The sequence below is a fragment of the Mesorhizobium sp. P160187 genome, assembly GCF_057766425.1.
In genome coordinates this window covers 967,653-982,881 of record NZ_JBYMDX010000004.1, presented here as the reverse complement: position 1 = coordinate 982,881, position 15,229 = coordinate 967,653, and the positions used below count along the sequence as shown (strand labels likewise).

Sequence of the window (15,229 nt, the reverse complement as noted above, 5' to 3'; positions counted from 1 at the left end):
CGGATCAGGCCGCCAGCAATTGCTTGCGGTCGACGCGCTCCTGCTGCGGCGAGCGGGCATAGAGTTCGCGGTAGCATTTGGAGAAATGCGACGCCGAGACGAAGCCGCAGGCGACCGCTACCTCGACCACCGGCATCGAGGACTGGATCAGCAGGTGCCGGGCGCGGTCGAGGCGGATTTCCAAGTAGTAGCGGGCAGGGGATCTGCCCATCTCGGTGCGGAACAGGCGCTCGATCTGGCGGCGCGACAGGTCGACATGGTCGGCGATCTCGATCAGCGACAGCGGTTCGGAGAGATTGCCTTCCATCAGTTCGATGATGGTCAGCACCTTGGAATTCTGCACGCCGAGGCGGGCGCGCAGCGGCAGGCGCTGGCGGTCGGTGGGGCTGCGCACGCGGTCGGTCAGCACCTGCTCGCACACGCGGTTGACCAGATTGTCGTCGAAATCGTCGCCGATCAGCTTGAGCATCATGTCGAGGGCGGCGGTGCCGCCGGCGCAGGTGTAGATGTTCTGGTCGATCTCGAAGAGGTCGGCAAAGACGTTGGCCTTGGGAAAGGCCTCGGAAAAGCCCGGCAGGTTTTCCCAATGGATGGCGCAGCGCTTGTTGGAGAGCAGGCCGGCGGCGGCAAGGATATGCGCGCCGGTGCACAGGCCGCCGACGGCGACGCCTCTGTTGTATTCCTCGCGCAGCCAGGCGAAGGCCGACCTATTCTGGTAGCGCTCGACATTCATGCCGCTGCAGACGATGGCCATGTTCGGCCGATCCGGCCCGGCCATTTTCTTGCGCTCTTCCTCGAGCGAGGTGTTGACGGCGCATTCGACGCCGTTGGAGGCGCGCACCGGCTTGCCGTCGATGCTGGCGAGGCGCCAGCGATAGGCCTCATAGCCGAGCATGCGGTTGGCCGAGCGCAGCGGGTCGAGCGCCGTCGCAAAGGCGATCATGGTGAAGTCCGGGACAAGGAAGAATACAAACGATCGCTTGATCGGATGCTTTACGGCGTTCAAGGGAACCTCACGCGGCCATGGCGCGAACAGGATGTCGCGAACAGCACAGCGACATCAGGAAAAACCATTCCTGTCAATCGGCTAGGGGGCTAAGCGGAAACTATATTTGCGACATGGGTCGCAAATGAGCAATCGTCCGGGATGACAGGCACGGGCTGCCGACGGATTGGGCATGGTGGCGGCGGCATAGGTGCCAAAAATGAGAAACGCCGCTTCGGTCAAGCCGAAGCGGCGCTGTTATCGACTATCGGCAGCGGCAGGGAAGCGCTGAGCGCTAGCCGTTATCTCAGGCAACGAAACCGAGGCGCACCGCATTCATGGCACCGGTCTGGCCGGGCATGGTATTGGCAAGGCGCTGGCGCTCGAGAGCGGTCGTCAGGTTCATTTCGCGGCGGGCAAAGAGGCGGGCAAAAAGCTTCATCATCATCTCCTATCGGTTGCTCAGACGGGTCGCCTTCGCTTGATGGAGTGGGGCAGCTCGTTTGCTGACGGTGATATAGGCCTGCGTGAGCAGAAACTAAATCGCAAATGCGAAGCGCTTGAATGGAAATGCGACATCGTTTGCGACATTATTGGGCATGGTGCCCAAAATTTACGATTACTTACAGTGTGTTACCGGCGACATTGAGGCGCCATGCAAGTGACGCATATGCGCCATGCAGCGGCGACACGGCTCTGAAAATCATTTGAGTGCAAATAAGTTGGAGAAAGCCTGCAGGGCCAATAGAGAAGGCCTGCCGGGCTGGTCTGCGCGGCAGGCCTTCAGCACAAGGTACACAATGGTTTACTTTGCTCCAGCCCAGGATCCGACGCCGTGGCGTGCACCGGTCTTGGTGTCGGCAGCTTCAGGCCAGCCGATATCCTTCTGCAGTTCGATCGGCAGCGAGCGGATCGCACGTTCGGTCTGGAAGCGGGCGCGGGCCGCGCTCAATTCGGTCGCAAGCCGACCGATGGATGACAGGATAGACATTTCATTCTCCTTTGGTTGTGGCACGTCCCGCATGAACGCGTTCCGTCGCCTGGATATTCCGCATCGAGTGCAATTCCGTGTCAGGAGCGTTGGAGCCATGGCACGTCCTGCGTTCGATGGAGTTGACTATCCTCCCAATCTGATGTTCAATCAAACGAAATGGAATGATGCTTCACATCAGAAAAATTGAAGGTCGATCCCGATGAACGCCCCACTCAATCATCCGCTGCCGCTGCTCGATCTCGACGTTTTGCGCACCTTCGTGGCCATTGCAGAGACCGGCAGTTTCACCACGGCGGCCAATGCGGTGTTCCGCACGCCGTCGGCGGTCTCCATGCAGATCAAGAAGCTCGAGGACATTCTCGGGCGCTCTGTTTTCGCGCGGGATGCGCGCTCGGTGACGCTGACCACGGATGGCGAGATGCTGCTCGGTTATGCCCGCCGGCTGTTGTCGATCAACCGCGAGGTGGTGTCGAAGTTCATCATCCCCGAGATCGTCGGCGTGGTGCGGCTCGGCTCGCCGGACGACTATGGCGAGCGCGTGTTGCCGCATGTGCTGAAGCGTTTCGCGCAGTCGCATCCGTCGATTGCCGTCGACGTCACCATCGACCAGAGCAGCAATCTGCGCCGCCGCATGGACGACCGGGCGCTCGACATCACGCTGCTGACCAATTCCTACAAGACCAGCGCACTCGGCGCCGAGGTGCTGCTCACCGAGCCGATCGTCTGGGCCGGCGCCAAGGGCGGCAGCGCGCATCTGCGCGAGCCTTTGCCGGTGTCGCTGTGGGAAGAGGGCTGCGCCTGGCGGGCCGGCGCGCTCGATGCGCTGAGCCGTGAAGGCCGCAATTACCGCATCGCCTATATGAGCGCCCACACGGCAGGCCAGCGCGCCGCCATCATGTCGGATCTCGCGGTTGCACCGTTGCCGAAGTCGTTCCTGGGCAACGACATGGTCGAGCTTTGCCCGAAGGACGGCATGCCCGATATCGGCACCTACAATCTGGCGATGGTGGTGTCGCCGGACGCCAGCGCGCCGGTCAAGGCCGTCGCCGACCATATCCGTGCGACGTTCGAGCTTTTCCGCGAAACCGGCAAGTTCTAGAGCGGTTCACCGTTTCACGGAAACGGCGAGCCGCTCTAACTCCTTGTTTTGACTCAATTCCCAAGGGAAAGCGCTACACGCTTTCCCGGGAAAACCGTTTTACACTTTTCCTGGAATTGCTCTGCTATTCCGCTGCTTGGGCGGGGCGCGCCGCGAGAGCGGGTCGCGCCGTGCGCCGCGCAGTTGCGCGCCGCTTGGTGGGCTCACCTTCAAGGAAGGCGACGATGCTGTCCCTGGCGCGACGCGCCTCCGGCATCTCGATCAGCGGCCAGACGTGGAACATGCCTTCCTCATAGACGACGTCGATATCGACGCCGGCAGCGCGTGCCTTTTTGGCGAAGATCAGATTGTCGGGGCTGAGCAGGTCGTGCGAGCCGGTCAGAAGCAGGGTCTGCGGCAGCACCGAGAGGTCGCCATAGAGCGGACTGATATGCCAGTCCCTGCGATCGATGCCGGCACTGTACATGCGGATCGCTTCCAGCCCGCCGGAAATGCCGAGCCACGGATCGTTGCGTTCCGCCTCGAACACTTCGGGGTTGGACAGCGACATGTCGAGGCCGGGTGAAATCAGCACGTGGCGCGACGGCAAGGGCAGGCCTTCCTCAGCCGCCATCATGGTCAGCACGACGGCCATGTTGCCGCCCGCGGAATCGCCCATGAAGACGATGTCTTCAGCGTCGGTCTCATCCAGCATCTGCCGGTAGACGTCGCCGACCATGCCGAACATGGCGTGGAAATCATGCTCCGGCGCGATGGGATAGATCGGCACGGTGATGCCGAAACCCAAGCGCTCGGCCACCTCGGCGATCAACCCCCAATGATAGGATGTGATCTGGAAGACATAGGCGCCGCCATGCATGTAGAGGATGCGCCTGCGTTCGCCGGCCTTCGGCGCGATTTCATAGACAGGGAAGCCATCGACGCTGCGCTCGGTGATATCGAGCTGCTCCCGCAGCAATGCCGGGGGATGATGATCCTCGGTCTTGCGGGCATAGGCGATCCAGCGCTGCAGGTTTTCCGGGCTGGCAAATGCCTTCTTGCGGCTGTGCCGGAGGATGAAGGAAACGAGGTGGCTTTTGAAACTGGGCATTCGCGTACACAAGCTCGGCCGCAGCCGACTAAGAGAATTCCCCCACTGTCTCGAAGATCGTACCTCCAGCCGAAATGTCAAGATTCTGGCCCAAGCCAACACGGTTGTTTGATCAGCCAGGTCCGCTGTTTTGCGCAGCGCGGCTCAGCGCCGGGGCAGCAGCGCGGCGCGCAGCTTGACGTCGGTCGCAGCCGGGACCATGCGGCGGCCCCGGCGCTTGGTCAGCAATTTGCACTTGTCGGCGAAGGTCATCAGCGGCCCGAGCCCAGGATCAGACGCGACAGGTTGGTCTGGGCGTCGATGCGCGGCGACACGGGCCAGCCGATGTCCTTCTGGATTTCGGGTGGCAGGTTGTTCATGGCGCGCACGGCCTGTGCATTCTTCATGGCCGCACGAAAACGGCCCAGGGTCTCGAACATCTCTATTCTCCTTTGGAGCGTTGTGGCGGCGGAATAGTCCGGTCCGCCATTCGATGTCCGTTAAATGCTTCACGTCTGTATCGGACGGATTGCGCCAAAACAGCGTTTCGGTTTCCAGATCGGTGCGATCTGGAAACATTTGCATACAAATGAAATTGGGCGAATTGGCGGCCTTCGTAAGGCGGCTTATTCCCGGCTGCGCCTGGCGGCATGGCCTTCGCGCGAACGCCGGCGCGGGGCGGCGTCGCCGGCGACGCCATCCTCGCTGACGGTCTTGCGTGGCGGCAATTTCACCGCCGCCGACAGTTTCGGGAACGGATCGACCTTGTTGGGAAGCGCCATGGCGTAGACGAAATGCTCCTGGAATTTCGGCTCCAGTGCGGTCTCGATCTTCTCGATGTGGCTGACCGTGTCCTCGATCTCGCGGCGATAGCCGCGGTTGAGCAGCGCCATCCGCGCACCGGCGCCGGCGGCGTTGCCGACGGCCGAGACCTTGTCGAGGTCGCAGTCCGGGATCAGGCCGAGCACCATGGCGTATTTCGGATCGATGAACGAGCCGAAGGCGCCGGCGAAATGGATGCGGTCGACGTGTTCGGTGTTCTGCTTTTCCATCAGAAGCTTGGTGCCGGCATAGAGCGCCGCCTTGGCAAGCTGGATGGCGCGCACGTCGGTCTGCGTGATGGTGATCTTGGGTTCGCCTTCCTTCAAGACATAAGAGAAGGTGCGGCCGTTGACCGTGACGCGCGGCGACCGCTCGGCCAGCGACCCGTCGATGACGCCATCCTCGGAGATGATGCCGGCGAGGTACATTTCGGCCACGATCTCGATGATGCCGGAGCCGCAAATGCCGGTGACGCCGGTCGCCTGCACGCTATCCAGGAAGCCGGGGTCGTCGGACCAGAGTTCAGAGCCGATGACGCGGTATTTCGGCTCCAGCGTATCGGGGTCGATGCGCACGCGCTCGATTGCGCCGGGGGCAGCGCGCTGGCCGCCGGAGATTTCCGCGCCCTCGAAGGCGGGACCGGTGGGCGAGGAGGCTGCGACCACCCGCTTGCGGTTGCCAAGCACGATCTCGGCATTGGTGCCGACGTCGACGATCAGCATCATCTCGTCCTGGCGATGCGGGCCTTCCGACAGCGTCACGGCTGCGGCGTCGGCGCCGACATGGCCGGCAATGCAAGGCAGCATATAGAGGCGGGCGCCCTGGTTGAGCTTCAGGCCGATATCGGAGGCCTTGATGCGCACCGCGCCCGAGACGGCGAGTGCGAAGGGCGCGCCGCCGAGTTCGGTCGGATCGATGCCGAGGAACAGATGGTGCATGATCGGATTGCCGACAAAGACGGAATCCAGGATGTCGTTGCGCTGGACATTGCCTTCCGCGCAGACCTTGTCGACCAGGCCCGAGATCGCCTCGCGTACGGCGACCGTCATGCCTTCGCGGCCGTCCGGGTTCATCATCACATAGGAGACGCGGCTCATCAGATCCTCGCCGAAGCGGATCTGCGGGTTGGAGGTGCCCGACGAAGCGGCGACGCGGCCCGACAGCAACGACACCAGATGCATGGCGATGGTGGTCGAGCCGATGTCGCAGGCCAGTCCATAGGCCTCGTTCTTGAGGCCGGGCCAGAGTGCTATGACGCGGGCGATGTCGCTTTCGGCATCCTTGTGGATGGCCGCGGTCGCGGTCCAGTTACCCTTGCGCAGTATGCCTTGCACCTGCGGCATCAGGTAGAAGTCGAATTCGAGGTTTTTAAAGCCCCAATCCTTCATCAAGGCGATCTTGAGGCGGTCGAGATCGCCCAGCGGCTTGTGCATGTCGGGCTCTTCGATCTCGACATAGCACATGCGGATCGCCGCATCGCGGGCGATGACGCGCGTGTCGGCATCCTTGCGGATGGTCTGGGCGTTGATGACCGTGTCCTGCGGCACGTCGATGACGAGGTCGCCGAGGATCTGCGCCGAGCAGGACAGGCGCCGCCGCTCGGGCAGGCCGCGGACGCGCTCATATCGCTCTTCCTTGGCGCCCTTGGGCGAGATGTGGTCGTTGGACGAGACGATCTTGTGCTTGGCGAAATTGCCTTCCTGCACTTCGATCTGGCAGCGACCGCAGGTGGCGCGGCCACCGCAGACGCTCTCGACATAGACGCCGAGCTGACGCGCGGCATCGAGCACCGGTGTGCCGACGGGAAAGCGCCCGCGCTTGCCTGACGGCATGAACAGCACGAGCGGATCAGTAATGTTTGCAGGCGAGTTCACGATTGCGCGCTTATCCCCTGGCCATGCGGGCTTCACGGCCGCCGCGCCGGCGACCGCCATTGCCGCCGCCTTCGCCCGGAGCGTTAACGGCGGTGGGCGCTGCGACCGCCTGGCCGCCTTCGGCCGGTTTGTAATCCTTGTAGGTGCGGATCCAGTTGGTGCAGTTCTCGTCGGTGCCGTTGAGCACATTGGCGCCGCGCACGGCTTCCATTTCCTGCGGGCGAACCGGGTTCATGATAGCGCTAGTCATGCCGGCGCCGATCACCATCGGGATGAAGGCGGCGTTGATGCCGTGGCGGTGCGGCAGGCCGAACGAAATGTTGGACAGGCCGCAAGTGGTGTTGACCTTGAGCTCTTCGCGCAGACGGCGCAGCAACGCGAAGACCTGGCGGCCGGCATCGCCGAGCGCGCCGATCGGCATCACCAGCGGGTCAACGACGACGTCATGCGCAGGAATGCCGAAATCGGCGCAGCGCTGCACGATCTTCTTGGCGACGGCGAAGCGCACATCCGGATCCATCGAAATGCCGGTCTCGTCGTTGGAGATGGCGACGACCGGAACGTTGTACTTCTTGACCAGCGGCAGGATGGCTTCGAGCTTTTCCTCTTCGCCGGTCACGGAGTTGACCAGCGGCCGGCCCTTGGCGACCTTGAGCGCTGCCTCGATGGCGGCGGTCACCGACGAGTCGATCGACAACGGCAAGTCGACAAGGCCCTGGACGATCTCCAGCGTCTGCACGAGCAGGCCGGGTTCGGTTTCGTTCGGATTAACGGAGGTGACGCCGGCATTGACGTCGAGCATGGTGGCGCCGCAGGCGGCCTGTTCCAGCGCATCCTTGACGACGGTCTCGAAATTGCCGGCGATCATCTCGGCGGCCAGCTTCTTGCGGCCGGTCGGGTTGATGCGCTCGCCGATGACGCAGAAAGGCTGGTCGAAGCCGATGATGATCTCTCGTGTCGCCGAGGCGACGATGGTCCGGGTCATGAAGTCTCTCCGCCTGATATAAAGATTTCTTTATATCGTTGTCTGGTTTCATTCAAGCGAATGGCTGGCCGTCCGCGCTGTCAGTGCGCGGTCTTCACCATATCCACCTGCGTTTCGGTAATGTCGTCGTGCAGTATGCTCTCGAGCCGGTCGGCGACCATCTGATCGTCGTGGCGGATCTCGCGTTTCCATGGCTGGCGGCCTTTCAGCACACCCGATTCATCGACGATCTCGGCGACATATTCCTCCTGGCGGTAGGCCATCACATGGATGCCGGAGACACCAGGAATTTCCTTCACCTCGTTGATGATGTCGGTGCAGAGCTGCTTGCCTTCCTTCTTCTGGTCCTGCGCACCTTCCAGCCGCTTGATGATGGCGTCGGGAATATGAATGCCCGGCACGTTGGAGCGGATCCATTTGGCCGTCTTGGCCGAAGCCAGCGGGCCGACGCCGCACAGGATGAAAACTTTTTCCGTATGCCCCAAGTCCCGCGCCCTCTGCATGAAGGTTCTGAACATCGGCACGTCGAAGCAGTATTGCGTCTGCACGAACTGCGCGCCGGCGGCGATCTTCTTGCCGAGATGGATCGGGCGGAAATCGAAGGGTGGCGCGAAGGGGTTGACGGCGGCGCCGAGGAAAATTTGCGGCGGCGTCGTCAACTTGCGGCCGGACAGGAACTTGCCGTTGTCGCGCATGATGCGGCAGGTTTCGAGCAACGACATGGAATCGAGGTCGAAGACAGGCTTGGCGCCGGGCTGGTCGCCGGCCTGGACGCCGTCGCCGGTGAGGCACAGCATGTTGGCGACGCCCATGGCGGCACCGCCCAGCACGTCGCCCTGGATCGCGATGCGGTTCCTGTCGCGGCAGGCGATCTGCATGATCGGCGCGTAACCCATGCGGGTCAAAAGCGCGCAGATGCCGACCGACGACATGTGGCAGTTGGCGCCGGAGGCATCGACGGCATTGATGGCGTCGACCCAGCCGTCGAAGATTTTCGCGCGGTTATAGACGTCTTCGGGATCGGCGCTGTCGGGCGGGTTGAGCTCGGTGGTGACCGCGAATTCGCCGCGCCGCAGCACACGCTCCAGCCGGCCACGCGAGGAGTGGCCGGGCAGCGGATCGAGCGGCAGATGGATGCCGGCCGGGTTTTCATCGCGCTGGCGGCCGATCACGCGGCCGCTCCAGTGTTGGCTTTGGCCGCTGCTTCACGGGCCGCTGCCGACTGGGCCGTCACCCGCAGCCAGGCCGAGGTTTCGCGCAGCGACTGGTTGACCGGCTTCTGCACGGTCAGGATCCTGTCGCCATGCTCCATGTTCCGCGAGCCTTCCCAGGCCTTAACCCAGACGCAAGGCATATCGGGCTCGACCTCGCAATTGCCGTTGGCGCGCACACCGCCGCAAGGGCCGTTGCGCAGCTGCTTGGGGCAGTTCATCGGGCACGACATGCCGGTCGAGGACAGGATGCACTGGCCGCACATGCGGCAGTCGAACATGAAGCCTTTTACGCGTTTTTCAACGAACTTGATCGGCGCTTCGACGCGGCCGTAGCCAAGGCCTTTCCACAGCGGATGGAGCAGCAGGAACATGTCTGCGAATCTGGAGTAGAACCATTCGAGCAATCGCGAATGGCGGATCGACCACAGCCTGATCGCAAACGAGCGCTGCACGCGCCGCTGCGGCGATACGTCGGCCGGCTTGTAGTCGGATTTCGGCGCTGCCTTCTTGACCTGCGTGGCCTGGGTAACCGGCTGGGTAACCCTTGGCCCCTCTTTGGCAGGAGTCGTTTCAGACATTTTCTTTCCCGCCTGCCTTGACTAGAGCGACCAGCCGCTCGCGGTCGTATTTCGCGTCGATGTCGCTGAATGCCTTCTCGACCTCGGCTTCGAGGTCGTCGCCGACCGGGATCGGATCGGCCTTGCGCCATTCGGCGAGGTAATCGTCGGTGCCGCCGGCGCCGGTGCGCATGGCGCACATATCGATCGCCTCGGTGAAGCGCAGCGGCAGTTCGCGCTTGGCGTTCTGCCGGCCCTTCTTGACGATGACCTGGGCGGGGATGTCGCGCCAATAGACGACGATCAGATCGGCCATGAATTCTCTCACTCCCTGTAGAGCGCCGTGCGTCCATGAGGGAAACGACGCTCCACCACTTTGTCCAGCAGGTGTGAGCATTGCCGGATGCGCAGTGGGGCTGCTTGTTATGGGACGACGCGCGCGCATTCAAAAGCGACGCTATTGGACGTCGCAAAAAGAAAGGCGAGATTCCGAGGGAAGGCTGGCTACCAAACCCGCTTGGTCAGGCCGGTCCAGAGATAGAACCAGATCGTCGGATGGTACCATTGTTTCGACGGCAGGTCCGGCTTGATCGTGGCCAACTTTCCGTCCAAGGCGTCGCGGACCGCCTCGACGCAGATGTCGCGCGAGAACGCCGCCTGGCGCAACGCATAGCTCGAAATCGTGTCGCCGGGCTCCGGCTTGCCGCGCGCCTGTTTCAACACGCCGCCGGTGTCGACGCCGGCGTCGACCAGATGCACGGTGGTGCCGCAATTCTGGAGATCGCCGGAGGCCAGCGCCCAGTAGCCGCCATTCATGCCGCGGTATTTGGGCGCGATGCCGGCGTGGTAGTTGAGGACCGGGCAGGGCATTTGCGCCAGCGTCTGCCGGGACAAAATCCGGCAGCCGGCGAGCAGCACCACGCCCGGGCGGATGTCGGCGACCGCCTGCAGGCAATCGGGCCCGTCGGCGGAGGAGACGTGGATGATCTTTTGTCCCGGCCTCGGCTCTGTCTGCAGTTTTTGCGCTGCGATCAGCCGCTCCGCGTGCCCGGCGAAGAAGTGTTTGCCGAGCCTGGTCAGCACCATCGTGCCAAGCTGGCCGATGGCCGAAAACAAGCCTTGGCGGCGCGCCCGGCCGAGCAGCAATTGTTTTTTGGATTCAGGGCTTTCGAGGATGACGCTGACAGGACCGAACTGGTCGGCGATGGCGTTGACGATTGCCCAGATGTGCGGTCCGCCTTCGGTGACGATGACGATCGCAGCACTTTTTTCAACCGCTGATGCCATGGCACGCTTTCTTGCCGGCGCGCAACCATTTGCCGTGCGCTGCCCGGCTCAATTCTGTGCCGGGCGAGGTTAAATCTTGATGACCGCCCGGCCAGCGAGAGACCAACGGATCAGCGCTTGAACTCGATGATGTCGAGTTTCGATTCGTAGTAGGGCGCCGGGAATTCGATGCGCCATTCATTGGCGCTGGTGCGGAAGGCATAGCCGACCTGGTCGCTTTCCGGGCCGCTGCCATAGGGTTTTGGCTTGTTGTCATTGACATAGCCGGAGCCGAGATAGATCGCGCGTTTTTCGCTATCGTCGAAGAAACGGCCCTTGGTGCGTTGCGAGCCGCTGACCTTTTCCAGCTGCCAGCCGGAGCCATCGTCCGTGACCTTGCACTTGAACCAGCCATAGATGACCAGCGGGCCGGTCAGGCCCACCTTGATGGTTCGGCATTGCCAGTTGCCGCTCAGGTCCTTGTCGGAAAAGGCCACTATCGGCTTTGCCAGCAGCGCGTCGAGTTGGCTGACCTCAGCCGGGTCTCCCGCTTTTGCCTCGGCCAGCGCCGCCTTGCGGGTCTCGCCATATTTGTCGAGGCGAACCTTGTCGGCAGGCGTGATGATCTTCTGCACCTCGCCGTCGGCGCGAGCGGGCAAGACGAGGCAGAGGAGGCCAAGGGCGGCAAGCAGGACGCGAGGGGTCATCGGGACGTTCCGTGTTCGGATGGCTGAATCAGCCTGTTTGCTTTTGGCTCACAACTTAACCATTCGCGGCGGCCTGTCATCTGTTCTCGACAGCGTCCCGGCTCAAGAACCGCTTCAGGCGTGGGCGGCGGCCTGCGCCAGTCCGGCCGTCAGGTCGCCATAGCCCGTCGAGCGGCGCTCATAGGCGAGGCCAAGCATCTTCGCGGCCTTCTCGGCGACCTTGTCGAGTTCCGGATCGTCGGTCTGGGCGATGTAGATCAGCTTCTGGTAGTTGCCGAAATAGTCCTTGATCAGCTCCGGGTGCTTGTCGAGGCCGAGCGGCTTCATGAAGAAGGCGTCGAACTGGCGGCACAGGAAATCGGTCATGTAGAACGACATCATGTCGTCGTCGGCGACCTTCGCATAGGCGTCCATGCCCTGGTAGAAGGCAAAGCAGTGCGGCCCGGCCATGCGCTCGACGCCGTGCTTCTCCAGGACCCGGTCGAGCATGCCGCCGGTACCGCAATCGGCATAGCCAACGAAGATGTTGCTATAGCCTTCCGCCTTGGCCTTTTCGATCGCCTTGTCCATCGCCGGTGCGATGCGGTCGGGGTAGAAATGGAACTCCGCCGGCAGGCAGGTCAGGTCGAGATGGTCGAGCTTGAGCTGCTCCTTGACGGCCAAAACTTCGCGCGCAATCATTCCGCAGGCGATGACCAGCAGCCTGTCGTCCTGATTCGGTTTCGTTTTTTGCATTCTGGCCATGGAACCTGGTCGAAGCGGCCTTCGTTGCTGTGGGGCGAATCTATCGAGAGAGGGATAAACCGTCCATGAAACTGTTACGCGTTGCGCCGATTGCAATCCTTGCCTGCATCCTGGCGCTTACGGCCTGTGCCAACACCGTCCGTGGTGTCGGCCGGGATATCAAATCGACTGCGAAAGCCGTCGACGACACCGTCACCAAACCCTGACGCAGCCATCCGTTCCAATAGCTGGAACAAAAAAGCCGCGCTGCAAGGCGCGGCTTTCGATTGTGGCCCAGACGCATTTCGTAACAGATCAGGCTGAAGCGCGCACGTTATGCTTGCGCTTCATGAAGTCCTTGGCGGTCTCGACCGCCACAGCCGCGTCGCGGCAATAGGCATCGGCGCCGACGGCCTTGCCGAATTCCTCGTTTAGCGGCGCGCCGCCGACCAGGACGACATAGTCGTCGCGGATGCCCTTTTCCTTCATCGTGTCGATGACGACCTTCATGTAAGGCATGGTCGTGGTCAAAAGCGCCGACATGCCGATAATGTCGGGCTGGTGCTGCTCGATGGCGTCGAGGTATTTTTCCACCGCATTGTTGATGCCGAGATCGATGACGTCGAAGCCGGCACCTTCCATCATCATGCCGACGAGGTTCTTGCCGATGTCGTGGATGTCGCCCTTGACGGTGCCGATCACCATCTTGCCCTGCTTCGGCGCGCCGGTGGCGGCCAGCAGCGGGCGCAGGATGAACATGCCGGCTTTCATCGCGTTGGCCGACAGCAGCACCTCGGGAACGAACAGGATGCCGTCGCGAAAGTCCTCGCCGACGATGCGCATGCCTTCGACCAGAGCTTCGGTCAGCACCTTGTAGGGCACCCAGCCGCGCTCGAGCAGGATGTTGGTGCCTTCCTCGATCTCTTCCTTCAGCCCGTCATAGAGATCGTCGTGCATCTGCTGCACCAACTCGTCGTCGGAAAGCTCGGAGAGGATGATCTCGTCGTCGGCCATTTTTCTCGGGCTCCTTGCCGCACGGGATGCGACCACGGCGGCTTAAAATAATCGCGTCAATACCTAACCCGGCGGGGGCAGGTATCCATAGCTGATTTGCGACTTCCCGCAAAAGGAAAGCGACCGCAAATCTATTGGAATTCTTGTCGATTTTGCGACAGGCGTTGGCGCTGGCGGGCCGTTTCGAATAGGGTGCATGGCTACGATCCGGGCGAGAAGCCGCCATACGCGGCCGCAAACGGTTTTTAGGGAAAAACGATCATGAGTGAAAACGCGTCAGTCGACCAGGAAGCGTCCAATGCGCGACGTGGACGTGCTGCCAGCGGCGGCGCGGCTGCAAGGCGGGCGGCGCGCTCGGGCGGCGGACCGGGCACCCAGCTCACCTATATCAAGCGCAAGATCAACATCTATGAGGTCCTCAACGAGGAAGGCCTGGCGATTATCGAAAACAACACCGATACGGTGCTGGAAGAGATCGGCATCATCTTTCGCGACGACGCCGAGGCGCTGCAGCTTTGGAAAGAGGCGGGCGCCGACGTCAAGGGCGAGCGCGTGCATTTTCCCAAGGGCCTCTGCCGCTCGCTGCTGAAGACCGCGCCGCCCATCTACACCCAGCATGCGCGCAACGCCGAACGTTCGGTGCAGATCGGCGGCAACGCCACGGTCTTCGCGCCGGTCTATGGTCCGCCCTTCGTGCGCGATCTCGACGGTGTCAGGCGCTACGCGACGATCGAGGATTTCCGGAATTTCGTGAAGCTCGCCTATATGGCGCCGTCGATTCACCATTCGGGCGGCACGGTTTGCGAGCCGGTCGACGTGCCGGTCAACAAACGCCATCTCGACATGATCTACAGCCACATCAAATATTCGGACAAACCGTTCATGGGTTCGGTGACGGCGCCAGAGCGGGCCGAAGACACCGTCGCCATGGCCAAGATCGTGTTCGGCGACGATTTCGTCGAAAACAACACCGTGCTGACCAGCCTGATCAACGCCAATTCGCCGATGGTGTTCGACGAAACCATGCTGGGCGCGCTGAAGGTTTATTCGCGTCACAACCAGGCTTGCATCGTCACGCCGTTCATCCTTGCCGGCGCGATGAGCCCGGTCACGGTGGCCGGCACGCTGACGCAGGTTCTGGCAGAGGTGCTGGCCGGCGCCTCTTTCACGCAGTTGATCCGTCCCGGCGCGCCGGTGCTGTTCGGCACCTTCGCCTCGTCGATCTCCATGCAGTCTGGTGCGCCGACCTTCGGCACACCGGAGCCGTCGCTGGTTTCCTACGGCGCCGCACAGCTTGCCCGCCGGCTCGGTCTGCCGTTCCGCACCGGCGGCTCGCTCTGCGCCTCCAAGGTTCCGGACGCGCAGGCCGCCTATGAGAGCGCCAACACGCTCAACTCGACCATTCTTGCCGGCACCAATTTCGTCCTGCATTCGGCCGGCTGGCTCGAGGGCGGACTGGCCTCCTGCTACGAAAAATTCATGATGGACATCGACCAGCTCGGCATGACGCAAAAGTTTTCCGAAGGCGTCGACCTCTCGGAAAACGGCCAGGCGATGGACGCCATCCGCCAGGTCGGCCCGGGCAGCCACTATCTCGGCTGCGACCACACGCAGGCGAATTTCCAGACCGCCTTCTATCGCTCCAGCATCGCCGACAACAATTCCTACGAGCAGTGGCTGGCCGAGGGGGAGAAAACAGCGCCGCAGCGCGCCAACGAACTCGCCCGCCGCTGGCTGGAGACCTACGAGGCGCCGTATCTCGATCCGGGCATCGACGACGGGCTGAAGGACTACATCGCGACGAAGAAGGCGTCGATGGCTGACGCCTTCACCTGAAAGGAGCCCGAGTCAGGCGGGGCTAAAGTCGCCAACATCATCCACAAGGAAGTCTGGCGGAGCGCTTTCTCCGACCCGGACAAG

At 62.4% G+C, this 15,229-nt stretch carries 17 protein-coding genes; 3 read left to right on the top strand and 14 right to left on the bottom strand.

What is annotated here, in order from left to right:
- Positions 1-4: 4 nt before the first annotated feature.
- From AC3CCE_RS21815 to AC3CCE_RS21805, 3 genes are all read right to left on the bottom strand, one after another.
- On the bottom strand, positions 5-943 hold the full coding sequence (locus AC3CCE_RS21815; protein ID WP_348524244.1) for a GlxA family transcriptional regulator: 939 nt from the start codon (positions 941-943) through the stop codon (positions 5-7).
- Between the two features lie 349 nt (positions 944-1,292).
- Positions 1,293-1,427, bottom strand: a complete 135-nt coding sequence (locus tag AC3CCE_RS21810) for a hypothetical protein (protein WP_023681787.1) — start codon at positions 1,425-1,427, stop codon at positions 1,293-1,295.
- Positions 1,428-1,790: 363 nt separating this feature from the next.
- Entirely contained in the window at positions 1,791-1,976 is a 186-nt protein-coding gene (locus tag AC3CCE_RS21805; RefSeq protein WP_023681786.1) for a hypothetical protein, read from the bottom strand.
- 202 nt (positions 1,977-2,178) lie between these two features.
- Here AC3CCE_RS21805 and AC3CCE_RS21800 point away from each other — a divergent pair, with 202 nt between their 5' ends.
- Positions 2,179-3,078, top strand: a complete 900-nt coding sequence (locus tag AC3CCE_RS21800) for a LysR substrate-binding domain-containing protein (protein ID WP_023670389.1) — start codon at positions 2,179-2,181, stop codon at positions 3,076-3,078.
- A 124-nt stretch (positions 3,079-3,202) separates the two neighbouring features.
- On the opposite strand, the gene AC3CCE_RS21795 is transcribed toward AC3CCE_RS21800, so the two are convergent.
- The 10 genes from AC3CCE_RS21795 to AC3CCE_RS21750 all read right to left on the bottom strand — a co-directional run bounded on the left by AC3CCE_RS21795 (position 3,203) and on the right by AC3CCE_RS21750 (position 12,316).
- Entirely contained in the window at positions 3,203-4,168 is a 966-nt protein-coding gene (locus AC3CCE_RS21795) for an alpha/beta hydrolase (protein WP_023688109.1), read from the bottom strand.
- Positions 4,169-4,419: 251 nt separating this feature from the next.
- A complete protein-coding gene (locus AC3CCE_RS21790) occupies positions 4,420-4,587 on the bottom strand; it encodes a hypothetical protein (RefSeq protein ID WP_196813564.1) in 168 nt (55 codons plus the stop codon).
- 186 nt (positions 4,588-4,773) lie between these two features.
- Complete coding sequence (locus AC3CCE_RS21785) at positions 4,774-6,903, bottom strand: ASKHA domain-containing protein (protein ID WP_032905612.1); 2,130 nt, start codon at positions 6,901-6,903, stop codon at positions 4,774-4,776.
- A complete protein-coding gene (locus tag AC3CCE_RS21780; protein WP_023681781.1) occupies positions 6,854-7,828 on the bottom strand; it encodes a methyltetrahydrofolate cobalamin methyltransferase in 975 nt (324 codons plus the stop codon). The genes AC3CCE_RS21785 and AC3CCE_RS21780 overlap by 50 nt, the downstream gene beginning before the upstream one ends.
- 80 nt (positions 7,829-7,908) lie before the next feature.
- Entirely contained in the window at positions 7,909-9,000 is a 1,092-nt protein-coding gene (locus tag AC3CCE_RS21775) for a methylenetetrahydrofolate reductase (protein WP_023681780.1), read from the bottom strand.
- Entirely contained in the window at positions 8,997-9,620 is a 624-nt protein-coding gene (locus AC3CCE_RS21770; protein ID WP_488377194.1) for a methylenetetrahydrofolate reductase C-terminal domain-containing protein, read from the bottom strand. The genes AC3CCE_RS21775 and AC3CCE_RS21770 overlap by 4 nt, the downstream gene beginning before the upstream one ends.
- Positions 9,613-9,915 carry a virulence factor gene (locus AC3CCE_RS21765; RefSeq protein ID WP_023670397.1) on the bottom strand — a complete coding sequence of 101 codons (303 nt, stop codon included), beginning with the start codon at positions 9,913-9,915 and terminating at the stop codon, positions 9,613-9,615. Before AC3CCE_RS21765 ends, AC3CCE_RS21770 begins: the two co-directional genes overlap by 8 nt.
- Before the next feature lie 188 nt (positions 9,916-10,103).
- Positions 10,104-10,886, bottom strand: a complete 783-nt coding sequence (locus AC3CCE_RS21760; protein WP_488377193.1) for a formyl transferase — start codon at positions 10,884-10,886, stop codon at positions 10,104-10,106.
- A 110-nt stretch (positions 10,887-10,996) separates the two neighbouring features.
- On the bottom strand, positions 10,997-11,572 hold the full coding sequence (locus tag AC3CCE_RS21755; protein ID WP_023670399.1) for a DUF4893 domain-containing protein: 576 nt from the start codon (positions 11,570-11,572) through the stop codon (positions 10,997-10,999).
- 114 nt (positions 11,573-11,686) lie between these two features.
- The gene (locus tag AC3CCE_RS21750) at positions 11,687-12,316 is read right to left on the bottom strand and encodes a DUF1638 domain-containing protein (protein ID WP_023691015.1); all 630 of its coding nucleotides are present in this window, start codon (positions 12,314-12,316) and stop codon (positions 11,687-11,689) included.
- A 65-nt stretch (positions 12,317-12,381) separates the two neighbouring features.
- Between AC3CCE_RS21750 and AC3CCE_RS21745 the strand changes: the two genes are divergently transcribed.
- A complete protein-coding gene (locus tag AC3CCE_RS21745; protein WP_023688117.1) occupies positions 12,382-12,522 on the top strand; it encodes an entericidin A/B family lipoprotein in 141 nt (46 codons plus the stop codon).
- 88 nt (positions 12,523-12,610) lie between these two features.
- Here AC3CCE_RS21745 and AC3CCE_RS21740 read toward each other — a convergent pair whose 3' ends face one another.
- Positions 12,611-13,309, bottom strand: a complete 699-nt coding sequence (locus AC3CCE_RS21740; RefSeq protein ID WP_023688118.1) for a corrinoid protein — start codon at positions 13,307-13,309, stop codon at positions 12,611-12,613.
- Positions 13,310-13,570: 261 nt separating this feature from the next.
- Here AC3CCE_RS21740 and AC3CCE_RS21735 point away from each other — a divergent pair, with 261 nt between their 5' ends.
- A complete protein-coding gene (locus AC3CCE_RS21735) occupies positions 13,571-15,145 on the top strand; it encodes a trimethylamine methyltransferase family protein (RefSeq protein WP_023670403.1) in 1,575 nt (524 codons plus the stop codon).
- The last annotated feature ends 84 nt before the right edge of the window (positions 15,146-15,229 follow it).

Excerpts from the sequence above, each read along its gene's own strand:
- AC3CCE_RS21760 (WP_488377193.1), bottom strand. The coding sequence starts at position 10,886 with ATGGCATCAGCGGTTGAAAAAAGTGCTGCGATCGTCATCGTCACCGAA.
- AC3CCE_RS21750 (WP_023691015.1), bottom strand. The coding sequence starts at position 12,316 with ATGGCCAGAATGCAAAAAACGAAACCGAATCAGGACGACAGGCTGCTG.
- AC3CCE_RS21740 (WP_023688118.1), bottom strand. The coding sequence starts at position 13,309 with ATGGCCGACGACGAGATCATCCTCTCCGAGCTTTCCGACGACGAGTTG.
- AC3CCE_RS21785 (WP_032905612.1), bottom strand. The coding sequence starts at position 6,903 with ATGGCGGTCGCCGGCGCGGCGGCCGTGAAGCCCGCATGGCCAGGGGAT.
- AC3CCE_RS21770 (WP_488377194.1), bottom strand. The coding sequence starts at position 9,620 with ATGTCTGAAACGACTCCTGCCAAAGAGGGGCCAAGGGTTACCCAGCCG.
- AC3CCE_RS21795 (WP_023688109.1), bottom strand. The coding sequence starts at position 4,168 with ATGCCCAGTTTCAAAAGCCACCTCGTTTCCTTCATCCTCCGGCACAGC.
- AC3CCE_RS21765 (WP_023670397.1), bottom strand. The coding sequence starts at position 9,915 with ATGGCCGATCTGATCGTCGTCTATTGGCGCGACATCCCCGCCCAGGTC.
- AC3CCE_RS21790 (WP_196813564.1), bottom strand. The coding sequence starts at position 4,587 with ATGTTCGAGACCCTGGGCCGTTTTCGTGCGGCCATGAAGAATGCACAG.
- AC3CCE_RS21745 (WP_023688117.1), top strand. The coding sequence starts at position 12,382 with ATGAAACTGTTACGCGTTGCGCCGATTGCAATCCTTGCCTGCATCCTG.
- AC3CCE_RS21780 (WP_023681781.1), bottom strand. The coding sequence starts at position 7,828 with ATGACCCGGACCATCGTCGCCTCGGCGACACGAGAGATCATCATCGGC.
- AC3CCE_RS21800 (WP_023670389.1), top strand. The coding sequence starts at position 2,179 with ATGAACGCCCCACTCAATCATCCGCTGCCGCTGCTCGATCTCGACGTT.
- AC3CCE_RS21805 (WP_023681786.1), bottom strand. The coding sequence starts at position 1,976 with ATGTCTATCCTGTCATCCATCGGTCGGCTTGCGACCGAATTGAGCGCG.
- AC3CCE_RS21735 (WP_023670403.1), top strand. The coding sequence starts at position 13,571 with ATGAGTGAAAACGCGTCAGTCGACCAGGAAGCGTCCAATGCGCGACGT.
- AC3CCE_RS21810 (WP_023681787.1), bottom strand. The coding sequence starts at position 1,427 with ATGAAGCTTTTTGCCCGCCTCTTTGCCCGCCGCGAAATGAACCTGACG.
- AC3CCE_RS21815 (WP_348524244.1), bottom strand. The coding sequence starts at position 943 with ATGATCGCCTTTGCGACGGCGCTCGACCCGCTGCGCTCGGCCAACCGC.
- AC3CCE_RS21755 (WP_023670399.1), bottom strand. The coding sequence starts at position 11,572 with ATGACCCCTCGCGTCCTGCTTGCCGCCCTTGGCCTCCTCTGCCTCGTC.